Origin of the sequence: Parasedimentitalea psychrophila, from assembly GCF_030285785.1 — a bacterium.
GTDB classification, from domain to species: domain Bacteria; phylum Pseudomonadota; class Alphaproteobacteria; order Rhodobacterales; family Rhodobacteraceae; genus Parasedimentitalea; species Parasedimentitalea psychrophila.
Genome location: NZ_CP127247.1, coordinates 3626217 through 3642774, shown reverse-complemented (window position 1 = coordinate 3642774; position 16558 = coordinate 3626217). Strand labels below are relative to the sequence as shown.

Here is a 16558-nt window from a genome sequence, read left to right as displayed (position 1 = left end):
ATCACGGTGGATATTGCCAAAATTCGCAGATGATATATTCATTTATGAATGGACACCCCACTGCCCCTCCCCGACTGGTCCCTGATCCAAAGCTTTCTGGCCGTGGCCGAAACCGGTTCACTCTCTGCCGCAGCCCGACGGCTGAACCGCAGCCAACCCACCCTTGGTCGCCACATACAGGCGCTGGAACAGGATCTGGGAAGCCACCTGTTCGAGCGCCACGCCCGTGGCTTGCACCTGTCGCCCAGCGGCACCCGGCTGCTGCCGATGGCGCAAAACATGCACGCGCAGATGAACGCCATCGCGCTTAACGTCGCGGGCCAGTCGCAACAATTGAACGGCACCGTCCGCATCACCGCCAGCGTGTTTGCCTCGCACTATCTGCTGCCACCGATCCTGGCCGACATCCGACGCCAGGAGCCGCTGATCGAGCTGGAACTGGTGCCCTCGGACAGCAGCGAAAACCTGCTGTTCCGCGCCGCCGATATCGCAGTGCGGATGTACCGGCCCAGCCAGCTCGACATTGTCACCCGTCACATCTGCGACCTGCCACTGGGGGCCTTTGCCGCGCACAGCTATCTGGCCCGCAAAGGCACCCCAAAAATCCCCGAAGATCTGCGCCAACACGATCTGGTCGGCTATGATGCAAATGAGCTGATACTGCACACCACCCGCGCCCTTGGCTGGGCACTCGAGCGCGGCGATTTTGCCACCCGCTGCGACAATCAGGCAACCTATTGGCAATTGGTCCGCGCCGGCTGCGGCATTGGTTTTTCACAGTGCAATGTCGGGCAGGCCGATCCCTTGGTGCAAGAACTGGACCTCGGCATCGAGATCCCGCCGCTACCGGTCTGGTTGGCGGCCCATCAAGCCATGCGCCAGACCCCGCGCATCACCCGCGTCTGGTCCCTGCTGGCCAAGGGCCTGCAACAAACAAAACCTCTTCTTTAGGATAGCCCCCGATGCTTGTGCCCCTGGACGCGGTGTCATTCCGACGGTAGCGCGGGCTGAGTGGAGCCTTGCGTAGCTCAGGCGAAGCTCGCGCGAGTTGCTGAGCGGCCATGGACGTTCTCCGGTAGGTTTGGGTTGCAACCTGACTACCGATCAAGGAGATCCCCCATGGACCCGGCGAAAATCGCCGCCCTGTAAACCGGCTCAACACCTGGCTGGAGAACAATTTACACCACGCCATAGGGCACTATCTGCCGCACTGGGCGTGTGACTGAGATGGCTTGTATGGTTCATATCCGCCGTGAGTTCGTAAAAGCCTTTGAAAGCTATCAATTTCCCGCCGCAGGGGAAGCCGTTGAGCGTATTGCCAAGCTATACGAGATCGAGAAACAGGCGCGGTTCAAATCGCCCCAAGAGCGCGTGGCTCTGCGTCAAGAATACGCCAAACCCGTATTCGATGATCTGGAGGTCTGGCTCAGGAAAAAACTTGGCAGGCTATCCGGCAAAACACCCTTGGCCAAGGCGATCCGATATGCGCGGACCCGTCTGCCCAAGGCGAGGCCCTATCTGGAACACGGCGTTCTGGAATTGGATAACAACACAGCCGAACGCGCCGTCCGGCCGGTGACTCTGGGCCGCAAGAATTATCTCTTCATGGGCTCGGAATCTGGCGGTAAATCAGCCGCCAACGCTTATACCCTGATCGAGACCTGCAAACTCGACGGCGTTAATCCTGAAGCGTGGCTTGCCTCGGTCTTGGAACGCATCCAAGACCATCCCGTCAGCCGTATCAACGAGCTGATGTCATGGGAGTATCAGGCTGTAATCGAGACCCAAAAGGCTCAAGCCGAAGCAAAAACGGCACATGATTAGCCGCAGCCTTGGTGCTTACATTAGGAAAGTGCCTCGGCGCTCTTGAGGTAAACGTCGCAGGCTTCCACCTGTTGTAGATTTTCCCCCGCTTTTGCGATGCAGTCTTGATAGTTTTTGACAAATTCAAGACGCTGTTCAGCAACTGCGCCTTGCGCTTTATATGCCTGACTTTGCGATCGCGCCGCATTCCTTACCGACACTCCAGTGCAGGCAGACATGGAGAAAATTGCAAAGACGCAAAGAATGGCCGACAGTCTTTTGTACATGGGGTAGCCTTGTGCTTCGAACTTCCTCCAAAAGGCCTTTTTTTCAAACCGGTTGTCAAGGCTTATCCCCTTTTGTTCCGGCGGAACCAGTTTGAGATGCGCAATGGTTCGGCGGCAAGTGGTCGGCACCATCGGAGGCGCCCCTACAGACGTGTTAAGCCGCATGCGCCACCGGGGGGGCACCCCCACCACGGACCGCAATCGCACCCACTGGCCCGCTCATGGACTCTGGCAGTAATTTGAAGCCGTGATCGGCAATGAACTTCTGCAAAACTGCGCCGGAGTTTTACCCAGCGATGTGATTGAAGCGAACCGGGCGTTGCCACGGTGATCGCGGATCACAGAAATAGACGTCGATATCAGTCGCCAAGGTAAACTTTTTGTGCCCCGCCATCTCGCTTCCACGATCCCATGTCAGTGAACGGTAGAGTTCTTTTGGTAACTTGTGAGCTTGCTTGATCAGCGCCTGAACAACGCTGTGACTGTCTTTGCTGCCAACCTTGGCCAGCATCACATAACGCGTATGTCGCTCGACCAACGTGGCAATGAAGCTGTTGCCAGAACCGGCGATCAAATCGCCTTCCCAGTGTCCTGGAACGGCACGGTCTTCCACATCCGCCGGTCTTTGTCGGGTCGATATAGTGTCCTTGATTTGGCCAAGGCCGCTGCGCTTCATGGTGGCGTGGCGAGAGCGACGAATGGATCGCGTCGCCCGCAAGTGCGACAGTAACTCTTTCTTAAGTACATTGCGTGCCTGGATAAATAGGCTTCGGTAGATCGTCTCGTGAGAGACCCGTTTGTCTTCCTCATCGGGATGTGCGCGCATCAGCCAACCTGCGATTTGTTGCGGGGACCATTTGCGGGTCAGCTTGGCCGATATCGCCCCCTCTCATCGATACTTCGTATCGACTGCCGGGCAGTGGACATAGATAGATATTGCCTGCCAGTTTGCAGGGCTTTGGCCGATGGGCACGAGCCCATGCCGCTGCATCTGATTGAGCCGCACGGTAAAGTTTGGCACCACCGTTGCGCCGGATCTCGCGGCTGATGGTCGACGCAGACCGTTTCAAGGATCTCGCAATTGATCGCACAGATAGTTGCGCAGTCAGGCCTCGTGATATCTCCTCGCGTTCAGCCAGACTCAGAGCCAAACGACCCCACAGTGCTCTGGGCTACCGCCCACCAGCGCCTGAGGCCATCGTACCGGTGGACCAAAGACCAACCATGCACTAACTTTCAACTTGGACCACGCAAATGGGGCTGCTCATGGCGATGAAGCTAGGAGTGGACCTGTCACGGTATTGTTCCGCCCCTTTGAGAGCATATTCTGCCCCAAAGGAGATACACCATGGCACCACGACCATCCGAAGAATTCAAACGCGACGCAGTGCGGATCGCACTGACCAGCGGGCTGACCCGCCGACAGGCGTCCTCCGATCTTGGGGTTGGTATGTCCACCCTGTGCAAGTGGATCAGAACCTATCGTGACGCGGACGTTGTTTCGAAAGAGGATCAGGAACTGGCCAATGAGAACGAGCGCCTTCGCCGGGAAAACCGCCTTCTACGTGAGGAGAGGGAGCTGCTAAAAAAAGCAACAATCTTCTTTGCGGACCAAAGCAAATGAGGTTTTCATTTGTTGAAAAGCACCGCAATAGCATTCCCACAGAGCGACTTTGCCGGATTGTGGATGTCACCCCACGTGGCTACCGAGCCTGGCGCAAACGCCCTGCCTGCCAGCGTCAACGTGGGGATATGGTTCTGCTGGCCCACATCCGGGAGCAGCACCGCCTGAGTTTGCAGAGCTACGGCCGACCGAGAATGGTCGAAGAACTGAAAGAGCTTGGTCTGGATATTGGTCACCGCCGTGTCGGCCGATTGATGCGCCAGAACGGCATATCTGTTGTCAGAACCCGTAAGTACAAGGCCACAACGGACAGCAATCACAAGTTCAACATCACGCCAAACCTGCTGAACCGGAACTTCTCAGCAGATCGACCCAATCAAAAATGGGTTGTCGATATCAGCTACATCTGGGCCCGCGAGGGCTGGCTCTATCTGGCCGTGGTTCTGGACCTGTACTCCAGGCGCGTGGTCGGTTGGGCTGTCAGCAACCGGATGAAGCGTGATCTGGCCATACGGGCGCTGAACATGGCCATAGCCCTGCGCAGGCCGCCCAAAGGATGCATCCATCATTCTGATAGGGGCAGCCAATATTGCTCGCAGGATTACCAGAAAATCCTGCGCCAGTATGGCTTCAAGGTATCCATGAGCGGCAAGGGTAATTGCTATGATAACGCCGCAATGGAAACCTTCTTCAAAACCATCAAGGCGGAATTGATCTGGCGGCACTCTTGGCAAACCCGCAGGGCTGCTGAGATCGCCATCTTCGAGTACATTAATGGGTTCTATAATCCCCGCCGGAGACACTCGGCATTAGGTTGGAAAAGTCCCTTGGCTTTTGAAAAGATCGCCGCCTAAATGAGCACAAAGGGCGGAACTAAACCGCGACAAGACCACTTTGACACTGACCCTCTTTTGTTCATCAGTCAGGCAGGAGCACAGGGCCCTTATCCGCAAATTGCATAGTTACCTGTTGACCCACTTCGATCGCGTCATAGACGTCATCCAAGGTCGCGAACAATTGCCCAACCGGCGTCGAAAGGGTGTATTCCATCCGTGACCCGACATAGGTCGCCTTGGTCACCGTCACTGCAAGCCCGTCATCCGACGCTGTCCGGTTCAGAACAATTCGACTTGGACGCACCGCCATGGTTTCCGACCCAACACCAAGTCCGCGTGAAGCCAGGCGGTAGCTGTAACCGGCGACATCGACTTCGGCCATTCCTCCATCGACGCTCTTGATGATACAATCGACCAGATTTGCCTCGCCAATGAAGTCAGCCACAAAACGATCGGCGGGGGCATCATACAACTCGCGCGGGGTTCCGATTTGGGCAATCGCTGCGTTACGCATCACTACAATGGTATCTGAAACCGCCAGCGCCTCTTCCTGGTCATGGGTAACATAGACAACCGTCAAACCAAGGTTTTGCTGAATTTCGCGAATTTCCTCACGCACCTGCCGACGTAGTTTTGCGTCCAGATTCGACAATGGTTCGTCAAACAGCAATACCTGTGGTTTCAGCACCAGTGCGCGGGCCACCGCAACACGCTGCTGCTGCCCGCCTGACAGTTCGCTAGGCAAACGATCGGCAAAATCGGCAAGCCCAACCAGACCCAAGCCATCCAGTGCTGTACCCCGGATCTCGCCCTTGGGATGGCCGGAAAACCGCAACCCGTAGGATACATTTTCGATCACCGTCATATGCGGGAACAGTGCATATGACTGGAACACCATCGACACGTCCCGATCCGTCGCGGGCAGCCGCGTGACATCGGTTCCGCCGATGGAAATCTTGCCCTTTGTCGCCATTTCCAGCCCGGCGATCATACGTAACGTCGTGGTTTTGCCGCAACCCGATGGGCCCAGCAACGTCACCAGTTTTCCCGGCTCAATCACAAGATCGATATTGTCTACGGCAACAACATCCTTGCCGTAGACTTTGGTGACGTTATGAAAGCTCACCGAAGCCGCTTTGTTATTCATGGGTTCAGTCATAGTCATTCTTTCTCTCGTCCGGCGCCGCGCCGCCCAATTCGCGTTTTACCAACCACCAACTGCATCAGCAGAACCGCAGACAGCATCACGAAAATCAAAGTTGTCGAATAGGCAATCGCCAGACCGTAATCATTGTTTTCAACGCGGCCGATGATGTAGCTCGTGGCCATGTTGTATTCGGCGCTCACCAGGAAAATCACCGCAGATATCGCCGTCATCGCCCGTACAAAACTATAGACAAGCGCCGCCATAATAGCCGGCCGCAGCAACGGCAGCATAACACTTCGGAACGTCTGCCAGCTGTTTGCGCCCAGCGTAAGCGAGCTTTCGTCGAGCGATTTATCCAGCTGCGACATGGACGCAATCCCTGCCCTGACGCCAACTGGCATGTTGCGAAAGATGAAACAGACCACCAGGATCACACCGGTGCCGGTAATTTCGACAGGTGGTACGTTGAACGCCAAAATGTAGCTGACACCAATCACCGTGCCGGGAATGGCAAAGCTGAGCATGGTGCCAAATTCAAAGGCATTGCGCCCGGCAAAGTTCTGTCGCGTCAACAGATAAGCGGTGATCAACCCGATGCCCGCGGTCAAAGGGGCCGCGACGGTTGCAATCTTTAGCGTGGTCCAGAAGCTGTCCCAGGCTGAACCGGTCCAGCGAATGCCGCTGTCCTCGATCCGGAACGAGAACGCAGTGATGTAGTGCTTGAACGTAAGCGTGTTGTTCATGCCCCAAACTTCGACAACGCTGCCGTAAAAAATCATGCCGTAGATCACCACGGTGAACATGCCCCAAATGGAGGCAATCGTTAACGTCGTAATCGCCAATCCGCGGGGCATTGCGGGGTGAACCCCAGCGTCGCCTTTACCTGAAACAGTGGTATAGGATTTGCGCCCCAGCCAGAACCGTTGGGCGTAAAACGCGCCCAATGTGAAAGACAGCAGAACAATCGCCAGCACAGCCGCGCGACCCTGATCATATTGCGCACCCACAATGGCAAAGAAGATTTCGGTCGAAAGCACATCGTAGTTGCCGCCCAGCACGAGCGGATTGCCAAAGTCGGCCATGCTTTCGATGAAGCCCAGCAAAAACGCATTTGCCAAACCGGGCCGCATCAGCGGCAGCGACACCGTCTTGAACACCTCCCAACGGCTGGCGCGCAGGGTTTGTGCCGCCTCTTCCATCGAAGGACTAACCCCCTCAACCACGCCAATCAGCACCAGAAAGGCAATCGGCGTATACGCCAGGGACTGCGCAATAATGATGCCCGGCAAACCGTAAACCCAACGTGTAGGTTGAACGCCGAATATATCTGCAAAAAATCCTGTGATCGAACCAGAAAGCCCAAACAACAAGATGATAGCGAGGCCGATCACAAACGGAGGGGTGATGATGGGCAAAACGGTCAGTGCCCGCAGCAGCCGCTTGTACTTGAACCCAGATCGCGTCACCACTAGTGCGAAGACAAGACCCATGGTTGTGGTGATGGTTGCAACTATGATGGCCAGGAAGAACGAGTTCCACGCCGCGCCACAACGGCCACCGCTAAGACAGCCAAGCCCCCATATGCGCTTGTCGCCAAATTTGGCTATGAACGACAACACGGAAATGCTGCCATCATCACCAATGAAGGCGGCTGCCATAAGCTTGGCAATCGGGAAGAACACAAAAATCGTCACAATTGCGATCACACCGGTGATTGCGCTGACGACAAAAACGTCTCCATTAATTGCGCCGCGCGCTGCCAACCCCTGTGTAAACAGAAAAAGAAAGGCCGACGCGGTCAGTAGCGCACCGTAGCCCATGCCGTATTGGCGGGTTTCGATCGGCCCAAACACCATGCCTAGCCAGTCCGCTGTCCAGCCGCGGATGCCAATGGCCATTCCTTGTGCCACCATCCATGCCAGCCCGACAGCGCCGACAGCCAGCAATACAGCGCCATAGCGCGGATCCGTTTTTTTCATCTGGAGGGCCACCAAGGGGGCTAACAGCCCAAGCACCAATGGCGCCAACCACAGGTTCTTACCCTGTGCCAGTAGAAATGCCGCCGGGGCATAATCGCGATCCATAGGATAGCCATCAAACACCCAGTCAAACGCAAAGAAGCCGTCTTCTACCCCATACCAGGGCAGGACGGCGAAACCGACCCACCCGGCGAAGATCCAAAAGATCAATACCGGGAGGGTCTTGTTTTCACTGCTCGAAATTTTCAATTTATGCGGTGCCTATTCTTACTGGGGCAACACAGAGACGTCGTTGTCCCACTTTTGAAGCAACCGCTTACGCTCGGCGCTCGAGCCGTATTTGCTGAAATCGTAATCGATCAAAGTGATCGACGACATATCAGGCGCGGACTCGGACGTTTCGGCACCGGTGTTTGACGGCACCTGGAATGCATTCACCTGCAACGCCAGATTCTGTGCTTCGGCCGACAGGGCCCAATCGTAGAAAATTTTGGCGTTTTCCATGTTGCGTGCACCCGCAATGATCGACATCGAGCCAATCTCGTAGCCGGTGCCTTCGCACGGTGCGACAACCTTGATCGGGAAGCCAGAAACGGCCTGTTTCACGGCGTCATGCATAAACACGATACCGATGGTGTTTTCCCCACGTGCTGCGGCCTTGATCGGGGCAGAGCCGGATTTTGTGTATTGGTTCACGTTGGCATGCAGGCCCTTCATGAATTCAAAACCCTCGTCCTCACCAAACAGCTGAACCATGGTGGCAAGCGTGGTGTAGGCAGTCCCGGATGAATTCGGGTTCGCCATTTGGACGTGCCCTTTATACTCTGGCTTCAACAAGTCTTTCCAGCAAGCCGGCTCGGGTAGATTGTTGGCGGCCACCAAATCAGTATTATAGCCATACCCCAATGCACCCGAATAGATGCCGATGGTTTTGTCATTCGCCGAGGTCGCCTGTGAGATCGCCCAGTCGTGCAACTGATCACGCATTGGCGAAACATAGGCTTCGGTCAGGTTTTCTTCTGCGGCCTGCAGGTGTGGATCGCCGGTACCACCCCACCAAACATCCCCTTTGGGGTTGACCGATTCGGCTTTGACCTGAGCGAAAGTTTCACCGGAGCTTTTGCGTGACATATTCACGTCAATACCGGTCGCATCTTCAAAACTGCGTGCCATCAACTGGCACCAGTCTTCTTGCGCACTGCAATACAGGGCCAGCTTGCCATCGGCCTGAGCCACCGAAGCCGAGGCAACCAACGACAACGCGCCCATAATAATCCCTGAACGTACATTCAACATATTCATCCTCCCAATTGATAAAATTAGTCTTTTCGTTAGCCTACTAACATAGAGCCTAGTAAAGCCGCGTTTACTTTGCAATCGTGTGCATAGAATTTCATTCAAGCATTCGAACACCGGAAAGCGCCTATGACTGTTTACCTCATCCGACACGGCCAATCCGAATTCAATGCCCTGAACCTGGAACCGGGCGCTGCCGATCCGATGATCGTTGACGCTCAACTCACCGAATTGGGTCGCCAACAGGCCCGTGCTGCCCGTGAACAAATCCTAGACCTTGGGATTCAATCCGTACTCACCACGCCTCTGACGCGCGCGATCCAAACGGCCAAGCTAATGTTTGATGGGATCGCCCCAATCCAAGTTGTTGCAGACCACCGCGAACGCCTTGATCACGCTTGTGATATAGGTCGCGCGCCCGAGGAACTGGCAGCTGACTTCCCTGAACTCTCATTTAATCATTTGGACGAAGTCTGGTGGCATTCTGGCCCCCAGAATCAATATGGGGTGGCAGAAGAGCCCCATGACAGTTTTGACAAGCGCATCCAGAATTTTTGCAAAACCTTAGACCAGTATTCCAACCGGCCACTCGCAATTGTTGGTCACGGAAATACGTTCCGTGCACTGGCAAATTTCGACATGGAAAATTGCGAAGTGCGTGTGTTCGCCCAAAACTAAATGTGACAATCTGGCTCTCACGGGGCTGCTGTCAGCCAAATTCGAACGCGCCTCTACAGGCCAGATTCACTGCCGCTAGGCCGACGCCATTCGCAGAGAGCGGCAGCCATGAGGCATTGAACTGCTTCCGTTCTCGTCTTCCAAGGCCCTAAGCAGCTTCACGTCAGACGGTTCCATGCCACCGTACTTCGATTTATATTTATAGAACGTCGCCGAGCTGATCCAGTGCCGCCGACATACATCAGCGGTCTGAATAACCCCTAGAGCTGTAGGCGCCTTGCAGCTACAGTGCTTGTCTTCTTTCAAAGTCTGCCGTCCCAAGATCCTGCCAACCTCTCGGTTCGTCCAACAGGCTTTAAACTAGGCGTATAAGAAGGGTTCGCGATTAACGTGTCCAAGGCCAGCTATGTCGGTAGCCAGCTTTGGCCAAGTGTTTGTAGTAAGGGAACCGTCGATAACCCACGAACGGCGGGCACAGATGTAACCGTTGGTCTGGATGCCGTCGGGCCTGTTCTTTTAACCGTAGATTAGTCTTCAAAGACCGTGTCTGCGATGCGAACTAATTCATCAAATATTCCCGCACTTCCTGCAACAACCCGCCCGCCTTCGGCTATCATCTGATCCGCCGACTGTTGTTCGACGCGTCCACCAGCCTCTTCGGTGATCAGTTGTCCAGCCAAACAATCCCACGCATTCATGTGCTCCTCAACATATCCGATCAATCGCCCAGCTGCGGTATAGGCCAGTGACAACGCCCCCGAGGCATTACGGTGAAAGACTCCGTCTTGCTCCAGAACTTCGGTGATCAACTTGGTCGTGTTGGGTTTGCTGGATCGGTTGCAATACCCCGTGCCGATACTGCCGCGGTTCATTGCAGTGTCAGCGCTGCAGATAAGTGGATTGCCATTGAGGGTCGCGCCGCCCCCTCGGACAGCATGGAATGTCTCATCGTGGATCGGGTCAAAGATCACTCCTATTTGCGTTTGGTCCTCTTTCACTACGGCTAGGACAACACACCAAGCAGGGATCGAATTTAGGAAATTCGTTGTGCCATCGATTGGGTCAATTACCCAATTGTAGCCCGACTTGCTGGGCTTTGGCGCATGCTCCTCTCCGACGATACCATCGTCAGGATACGCCTCTTCAATTAGCTTTCGGATGAGTAACTCAACATTTTGATCCGCTTCCGAAACAAAATCTTGCAGCCCTTTGTCGACCACATCAAGACTGCCGACGCGCTGAAAATAGTCGAGGGCCAATGTCCCGCCACTTTTTGCTATCTCAATCGCTTTTTGTGATCTGGTATTCAATGGGGATTCCTCCGTAATGTCGCTTGGACCCGCTCAGGGTCTTTAATTTCCGGTCATGTCTTCCATCGGGCGCCAATGAGACGTTGGTCTACTCTGCAACGTGCTGAACTGGAAGAAGTTTCCACCACCGCCAGAACCTTGGTCAAACTTCCGATCAATGGGGACGCCAAACAGGTAGCAATACAACCGGGTTCCAACCGCGCCATGTCCGACAAACAACACGTCACCTTCCTCATGAACACTTAGACAGTTGCGAATTTCTGCTACAACTCGAGACTGGGCTGCCGTTGCAGTTTCCCAGCCTCTAACACTGGTGTCGGGAGAGGCAAAAAACTGGTCAGCAACGATTTCAAACTCTTTGGAAGGCAAGAAACCAGTCGTACTGCGGTCGTTCTCATGCATCTGCTCACGCACTTCCAATTCGCAATTAAGGGCATCCGCCAACGGTCGAGCTGTTTCAATAGCTTTGGTTTCAGTGCTGCTGATGACAGCGGTGACTCTGTCCAAGGCATTGGAATTTGCCAGTGTGATCACCCGGCGTTGCCCTAAGTTACTGAGCGACCAATCCCGGATTTCTTTAGCAGGATCGACCAATACTTGCGGGTGAGTAAGATACCAAATTCTCTGATGCATAATTATTTGTCTCACGAATAACGACGGTAAGAAAGTCTGGAGCCATTTCACCAACAGTGATGAACGCCAAAACCGTTTCCACAGGACCTTGGACCACCTAAATGACAGCGCCAAAAGTGCTGTACTTTGCTCCTTGCCGTAGCACCGCGGGGGACTACGCAAACGCAAACGCCTCCCCTTAAGCCGCGTTAAGTATCTGTGTTTGCGGTGTAATTGTTGGTTTCGGGAGGGTGCAACCAGCTTTGTCGAACGCAACTAAAGTGCCGCTTGTTTGCCGGGCAGTGTTGAAACTAGGACTGTAAATGGCACCATGGGTATTTGCATGGGACTTAGTTATTGCGGTGCGACTTCACCGAAGTCGACGGCCCGGATCCATGGAAGACAACAGCGTTTCGTAATCCGGAACCTGAATTGCGCAAAAACCGAACTGTTCGGAAGGTAAATTTGGTCCGATCCCTACAGTGGTCAATCCAGCATCAACCGCTGAACGAGCGCCTGCGAGCGAGTCTTCGAAAACAATCACCTGATCAGCGGGCAGCGCAAGGTTTTCAAGTGTTCCCAAGTACGGCGCGGGGTGGGGTTTTCCTCGTTTCATTCCATCGGCAGACACGCGAATATCAAACAGGTCCTCAATCCCGGCAACCTTCAGGGAAAGATCAATATTGCGCGAGGGTGACGACGAGCAAATAGCCAACCGCAAACCTTGCTGTGACAATGCCCTTACAAATTCCTGAGCGCCGGGTATCGGTCTGAGTTCAGACGGAAGAAGTCGCCAGGCTTCAGACTTGATCTCCGACACGACCTCTGCTCGTCTCTCGTCGTCATATTTGTCAAACACTTCGTCCACAAAAGCAGTCACGTTCCGCCCTTCGTGGCTACCCAGGAATGCCGACGACACCGAATGGCCAAAGCGGGCAGAGACCGATGATTTCGCTGCTTGCCAGGCCGGTTCGCTGATCACCAACGTTCCATCCAGATCAAAAATTGCTGCGCGATAGTTCAACAAATTCATCATTTGCCCCGGTTCTTTCTCATAAGGAGTCTAACACCAACACCTATTTGGAATATGGTCTATGTCTAGCGGCTTTGTTGATGGCGTGGATGAGCGGCCCCACTTGCGTGGTCCAAGTTGAAAGTTAGTGCATGGTTGGCCTTTGGGCCACCGGTACGATGGCCTCAGGCGCGGGTGGGCGGTAGCCCAGGGCACTGTGGGGTCGTTTGGTGTTGTAGTGTTTCCTCCAGCTTTCGATGATGATTTGGGCCTCGCGTAACGAATAGAAGATTTCACCGTTCAGTAATTCATCCCGCATTCTCCCGTTGAAGCTTTCGCAGTATCCGTTCTCCCAAGGGGGCCCAGGCTCGATGTAGGTCGTCTTGGCTCCGACGGCTTTGATCCAGTCCCTGACCGCCTCAGCAATGAACTCAGGGCCATTGTCTGACCGAATGTACGCGGGTACGCCGCGTAGGATGAACAGGTCCGTTAGCGCGTCGATGACTTCGGTCGAGTTCAGATTCCGCTTCACCCGGATCGCCAAGCATTCTCGGCTGTGTTCGTCCAGAATGTTCAATGTCCTGAACGCCCTGCCATCATCGGTTCGGTGATGCACGAAGTCGTACGACCAGACATGATTGCGATACTCGGGACGTAGCCGAACACAGGATCCATCGTTTAGCCAGAGCCGCCCCTTCTTGGGTTGTTTCATAGGCACCTTCAGCCCCTCACGTTTCCACAAGCGCTCAACACGTTTGTCATTCACCTGCCAGCCCGCGTCTCGTAACAAAGCAGCCACCCGGCGGTAGCCATACCGGCCGTACTGCCGCGTCAGTTCGATCATGTCTGCGACCAGACGTTCTTCGTCAGCTCGCCCCTGTGGCACTCGACGTTGCGTGGACCGGTGCTGGCCCAGAACCCGGCATACACGGCGCTCAGAAACCTTCATCTGGCTGCGCACATGATCAATGCAGGAACGTCGGCGCGAGGGGCTCAGAAGTTTCCCGCTGCGGCCTCCCTCAAGATCAATTTGTCCAGGGGTAATCCCCCCCGAAACTAAGGGGATGTGGAAGTAGAATTTTCTCGGCAGAATGCATGAGGAGATTTTGATGAAGATGACGAGATATAGCGAACCCCAAATTCTTGCGATCCTACGCCAAGCCGAAGGCGGTGTGCCTGTAACGGAGCTGTGCCGCGAGCACGGGATGAGCAACGCGTCGTTCTACAAATGGCGATCAAAATACGGTGGTATGGACGCGTCGATGATCAGCCAAATGAAGGCGCTTGAAGACGAGAACCGGCGGCTGAAAAAGATGTATGCCGAGATGAGCATGCAAGCAGAATTACTGAAGGAAGCCCTGGGAAAAAAGTGATCCGGCCAGCCTTACGACGGGGTCTGGCCGAGAAAGCGGTGGCGCGCCACGGTATCAGCATTGCGCTGGCCTGCCGCACGTTTGATGTCAGTGAGACGTGCTATCGTTACAGCCCGCTCTTGAGCGATGAGAACGAAGAGATTGCCGATCTGCTGGTTGGGCTGACGGCCGCACGGAAGACTTGGGGGTTTGGGCTATGTTTCCTGCATCTACGTAACGTGCAAGGTCATTCGTGGAACCACAAAAGGGTTTACCGGATTTACTGCGAACTGGAACTGAACTTGCGGATCAAACCTCGGAAACGGTTAAAGCGGGACAAACCCGATGCGCTGGCAGTGCCGGACGCCCCGAACATGACCTGGTCGATGGACTTCATGGCGGATCGCCTCGGGGATGGTCGGGCGTTTCGGCTCTTGAACGTGCTGGATGATTTTAACCGCGAGGGTTTGGGCATCGAGGTCGATTTTTCTTTGCCAGCCGAACGGGTTATTCGCAGCCTTAATCGGATCATTGAATGGCGTGGGAAACCAGGAACCATTCGGGTCGATAATGGGCCGGAGTACATCAGTGGTAAGCTGCTGGAATGGGCTGAGAAACAAGGTATTATCATCCAGTACATTCAACCCGGAAAGCCGCAGCAGAACGCTTACATCGAGCGCTATAATCGCACCGTCAGGCATGAATGGTTGGACCAACATATCATCGAAAACATAGAGGAGGCACAGGACTTTGCCACACAATGGCTATGGACTTACAATAATGACCGCCCGAATATGGGCCTCGGCGGCATCACACCCGCAATGAAACTGGAAATGGCCGCGTAAATTCTACGACCGCCCCCTGTTAAAAATGGGGGGATTACCGATACAGGCGCTGAAAGATGCCGACGTCAAGATCTCCATGGATGGCAAAGGTCGCTGGATCGACAACCGGATGATCGAACGGCTTTGGCGATCCCTCAAATATGAATGCATCTACCTGAACGCATTTGAAACAGGCTCAGATGCCCGTCTCGGGATCGAAAAATGGCTCGCTTATTACAACGTCGAACGCCCCCATTCGACCCATGGGATATTGACGCCGAAGGAGGCTTATGAGACCAAAAAGGCACCAATGAGATTAGCAGCCTAAATGAAACCCTGATCCACCTTAAGCAGGCTGCAAACTGGTCGAAAAAGTAGGACCGCCTCTTAACGGCCTTGCCCACCCGGTACGACGGAGATCCCGGCCAGGGTGGGTGAGGACGGGCATCAGTTAACTGGTGCTTTCGGCCCGAACCGGTCGTTCGTGCCAAATACGTCTAACGGCAATTCCCAGCCCTTGTAAGACCTTGGCGCGCGGTGCAGCATCCGACACGAAGAACGGGAAGGAGCCGTTCGCTGCAGGTGCCGATTTTCAAGCGAATTCCGGGAAGCGGCCGTTCGTTTCGTCAATGCAAACCGCAGTCTGCACCTTGTTAGACAACTTATTCAAAATTGCTGACCTGAAGTTCGCCGATCCAGTTTTGCGTCGCTAGACGCTCAACCGACCCTGACTAGGAAAGTCTGAATTACTTTACCGTTTCAGCTATTTGCAAAAACTCGATAGGTGGGAAAAGATTCAGTCGCTTCGCAACTTCCATGTTCACAACATAAGCAAAATCGGTGACGCGTGCGATGGACAAATCCCCGGGGGATTTGCCGTCGCGCAGTATTCGCAATGCCTGTTGTGCTGCGATTTCACCAACATCAGCTGCCCGCGCTGCGATGGAGATCAACGCGTCATTTTCGCGAACGACCTCTTCGTAGGGGCTTAAAATTGGTATTCCATTCTCAACTGCGGACTTGGTAAAGGCAGCGCCGTTTATCCGCAGGAAAGAACTGGACCCAAGATAGATGAAATCGACGCCAGCGGCTGCCAACTCCGTCACTCGTTCGGAAATCAGCGCTGGATCAGGCACACCGGAATTCCCAGGGTCAATTTCGAGTGCCGTCAGTTTAAACCCCATATCTGCAGAGAGTCTGTCCATTTCTTCGACTTTTAGTGCCGAATTCCGTTCGTTAAAGTTGTAAATCATGCCTAGGTGGGTAAATTCGGGGAGGATCGTGCGAATTGTCTTGATATTAGCTGCCTCGGGCACACGATTGTATGTCCCGGCAATATTCGGGCGTCCGCTAGTGTCAAAGCCTTTCACTATATTTGATCCGATCGGATCAGAGACATACATGAACACCAATGGCCGACTGGTGACCCGATCCGCCGCATCTGGATCGTCATAGCGACCTGCCATACCCAAGGTAACGCTGGTGCCGTAAGTCAGAACGAGATCGGCGTCTAACTCGCGCGCTTCTCTGATGAACTTGGGCAGATTAGCTTTGTTTTGTTCGGCGTCGCGTAGCTCCAACTGTACTGGAAATCCACTCTTCTTTATTTCATCAATAAAGCCTTGGCAGCCATGTTCACAGCCTTCCCAGAACACACCGTAGATCAGTTTTTCTTCTGAAATGGCGCTTTGAACGCTTACCCAAAAAAGCGTCGCGGTGAAGAGACAAATACGCAGCACCCTATTCCCCCAATCCGTGGCTTGTACAACAAACCCGTTTTCTATTTTATCTGCAAAAT

General features: G+C 54.3%; 13 protein-coding genes and 4 pseudogenes. 6 read left to right on the top strand and 11 right to left on the bottom strand.

Features of this window, described 5'->3' with window-relative positions; translation table 11 throughout:
• Positions 1-48: 48 nt before the first annotated feature.
• Both QPJ95_RS17705 and QPJ95_RS17700 read left to right on the top strand, forming a co-directional pair.
• Positions 49-951: a LysR family transcriptional regulator gene (locus QPJ95_RS17705; protein WP_270921218.1), complete on the top strand. Its 903-nt coding sequence runs from the start codon at positions 49-51 to the stop codon at positions 949-951.
• 285 nt (positions 952-1236) lie between these two features.
• Positions 1237-1824 carry an IS66 family transposase gene (locus tag QPJ95_RS17700; protein ID WP_449301420.1) on the top strand — a complete coding sequence of 196 codons (588 nt, stop codon included), beginning with the start codon at positions 1237-1239 and terminating at the stop codon, positions 1822-1824.
• A gap of 20 nt (positions 1825-1844) precedes the next feature.
• Here QPJ95_RS17700 and QPJ95_RS17695 read toward each other — a convergent pair whose 3' ends face one another.
• Positions 1845-2222: a hypothetical protein gene (locus QPJ95_RS17695; RefSeq protein WP_270921217.1), complete on the bottom strand. Its 378-nt coding sequence runs from the start codon at positions 2220-2222 to the stop codon at positions 1845-1847.
• Positions 2223-2406: 184 nt separating this feature from the next.
• Positions 2407-3244, bottom strand: a pseudogene (locus tag QPJ95_RS17690) (IS30 family transposase); the annotation flags it as partial.
• A 194-nt stretch (positions 3245-3438) separates the two neighbouring features.
• Between QPJ95_RS17690 and QPJ95_RS17685 the strand changes: the two are divergent.
• A protein-coding gene (locus QPJ95_RS17685; protein ID WP_390922452.1) for an IS3 family transposase occupies positions 3439-4568 on the top strand; the annotation gives its coding sequence in 2 pieces (ribosomal slippage) (positions 3439-3682 and positions 3682-4568; 1131 coding nt in all).
• A gap of 64 nt (positions 4569-4632) precedes the next feature.
• Here QPJ95_RS17685 and QPJ95_RS17680 read toward each other — a convergent pair.
• From QPJ95_RS17680 to QPJ95_RS17670, 3 genes are read right to left on the bottom strand one after another with little or no spacing between them, the layout of a single operon-like run.
• Complete coding sequence (locus QPJ95_RS17680) at positions 4633-5697, bottom strand: ABC transporter ATP-binding protein (protein WP_286018164.1); 1065 nt, start codon at positions 5695-5697, stop codon at positions 4633-4635.
• A gap of 14 nt (positions 5698-5711) precedes the next feature.
• Positions 5712-7925 (bottom strand): ABC transporter permease, encoded by a 2214-nt coding sequence (locus QPJ95_RS17675; RefSeq protein ID WP_270921181.1) that lies wholly within the window; start codon positions 7923-7925, stop codon positions 5712-5714.
• Between the two features lie 18 nt (positions 7926-7943).
• Positions 7944-8972, bottom strand: coding sequence for an ABC transporter substrate-binding protein (locus QPJ95_RS17670; protein WP_270921183.1), 1029 nt, complete (start codon positions 8970-8972; stop codon positions 7944-7946).
• A 129-nt stretch (positions 8973-9101) separates the two neighbouring features.
• On the opposite strand from QPJ95_RS17670, the gene QPJ95_RS17665 reads away from it, so the two are divergent.
• Positions 9102-9650 carry a histidine phosphatase family protein gene (locus QPJ95_RS17665; protein ID WP_270921180.1) on the top strand — a complete coding sequence of 183 codons (549 nt, stop codon included), beginning with the start codon at positions 9102-9104 and terminating at the stop codon, positions 9648-9650.
• A 129-nt stretch (positions 9651-9779) separates the two neighbouring features.
• On the opposite strand, the pseudogene QPJ95_RS17660 reads toward QPJ95_RS17665, so the two are convergent.
• The 5 genes and pseudogenes from QPJ95_RS17660 to QPJ95_RS17640 form a co-directional block, all read right to left on the bottom strand.
• Positions 9780-9899, bottom strand: a pseudogene (locus QPJ95_RS17660) (transposase); the annotation flags it as partial.
• A gap of 278 nt (positions 9900-10177) precedes the next feature.
• On the bottom strand, positions 10178-10960 hold the full coding sequence (locus tag QPJ95_RS17655) for an inositol monophosphatase family protein (protein ID WP_286018163.1): 783 nt from the start codon (positions 10958-10960) through the stop codon (positions 10178-10180).
• A gap of 42 nt (positions 10961-11002) precedes the next feature.
• Positions 11003-11593, bottom strand: a complete 591-nt coding sequence (locus QPJ95_RS17650; RefSeq protein WP_286018162.1) for a histidine phosphatase family protein — start codon at positions 11591-11593, stop codon at positions 11003-11005.
• A 349-nt stretch (positions 11594-11942) separates the two neighbouring features.
• Complete coding sequence (locus QPJ95_RS17645; RefSeq protein ID WP_270921278.1) at positions 11943-12605, bottom strand: HAD family hydrolase; 663 nt, start codon at positions 12603-12605, stop codon at positions 11943-11945.
• 124 nt (positions 12606-12729) lie between these two features.
• A pseudogene (locus QPJ95_RS17640) lies at positions 12730-13628 on the bottom strand (IS3 family transposase); the annotation flags it as partial.
• Between the two features lie 65 nt (positions 13629-13693).
• Between QPJ95_RS17640 and QPJ95_RS17635 the strand changes: the two are divergent.
• Positions 13694-14781 (top strand): IS3 family transposase gene (locus QPJ95_RS17635; protein ID WP_286018161.1). Its coding sequence is split into 2 segments (ribosomal slippage): positions 13694-13955 and positions 13955-14781, totalling 1089 coding nucleotides; the frame shifts between segments, so codons are not numbered across the junction.
• A gap of 49 nt (positions 14782-14830) precedes the next feature.
• Positions 14831-15088: pseudogene (locus tag QPJ95_RS17630) on the top strand (integrase core domain-containing protein); the annotation flags it as partial.
• A 418-nt stretch (positions 15089-15506) separates the two neighbouring features.
• Here the strand turns inward: QPJ95_RS17630 and QPJ95_RS17625 are convergent.
• On the bottom strand, positions 15507-16499 hold the full coding sequence (locus tag QPJ95_RS17625) for an ABC transporter substrate-binding protein (protein ID WP_270921145.1): 993 nt from the start codon (positions 16497-16499) through the stop codon (positions 15507-15509).
• Positions 16500-16558: the final 59 nt, after the last annotated feature.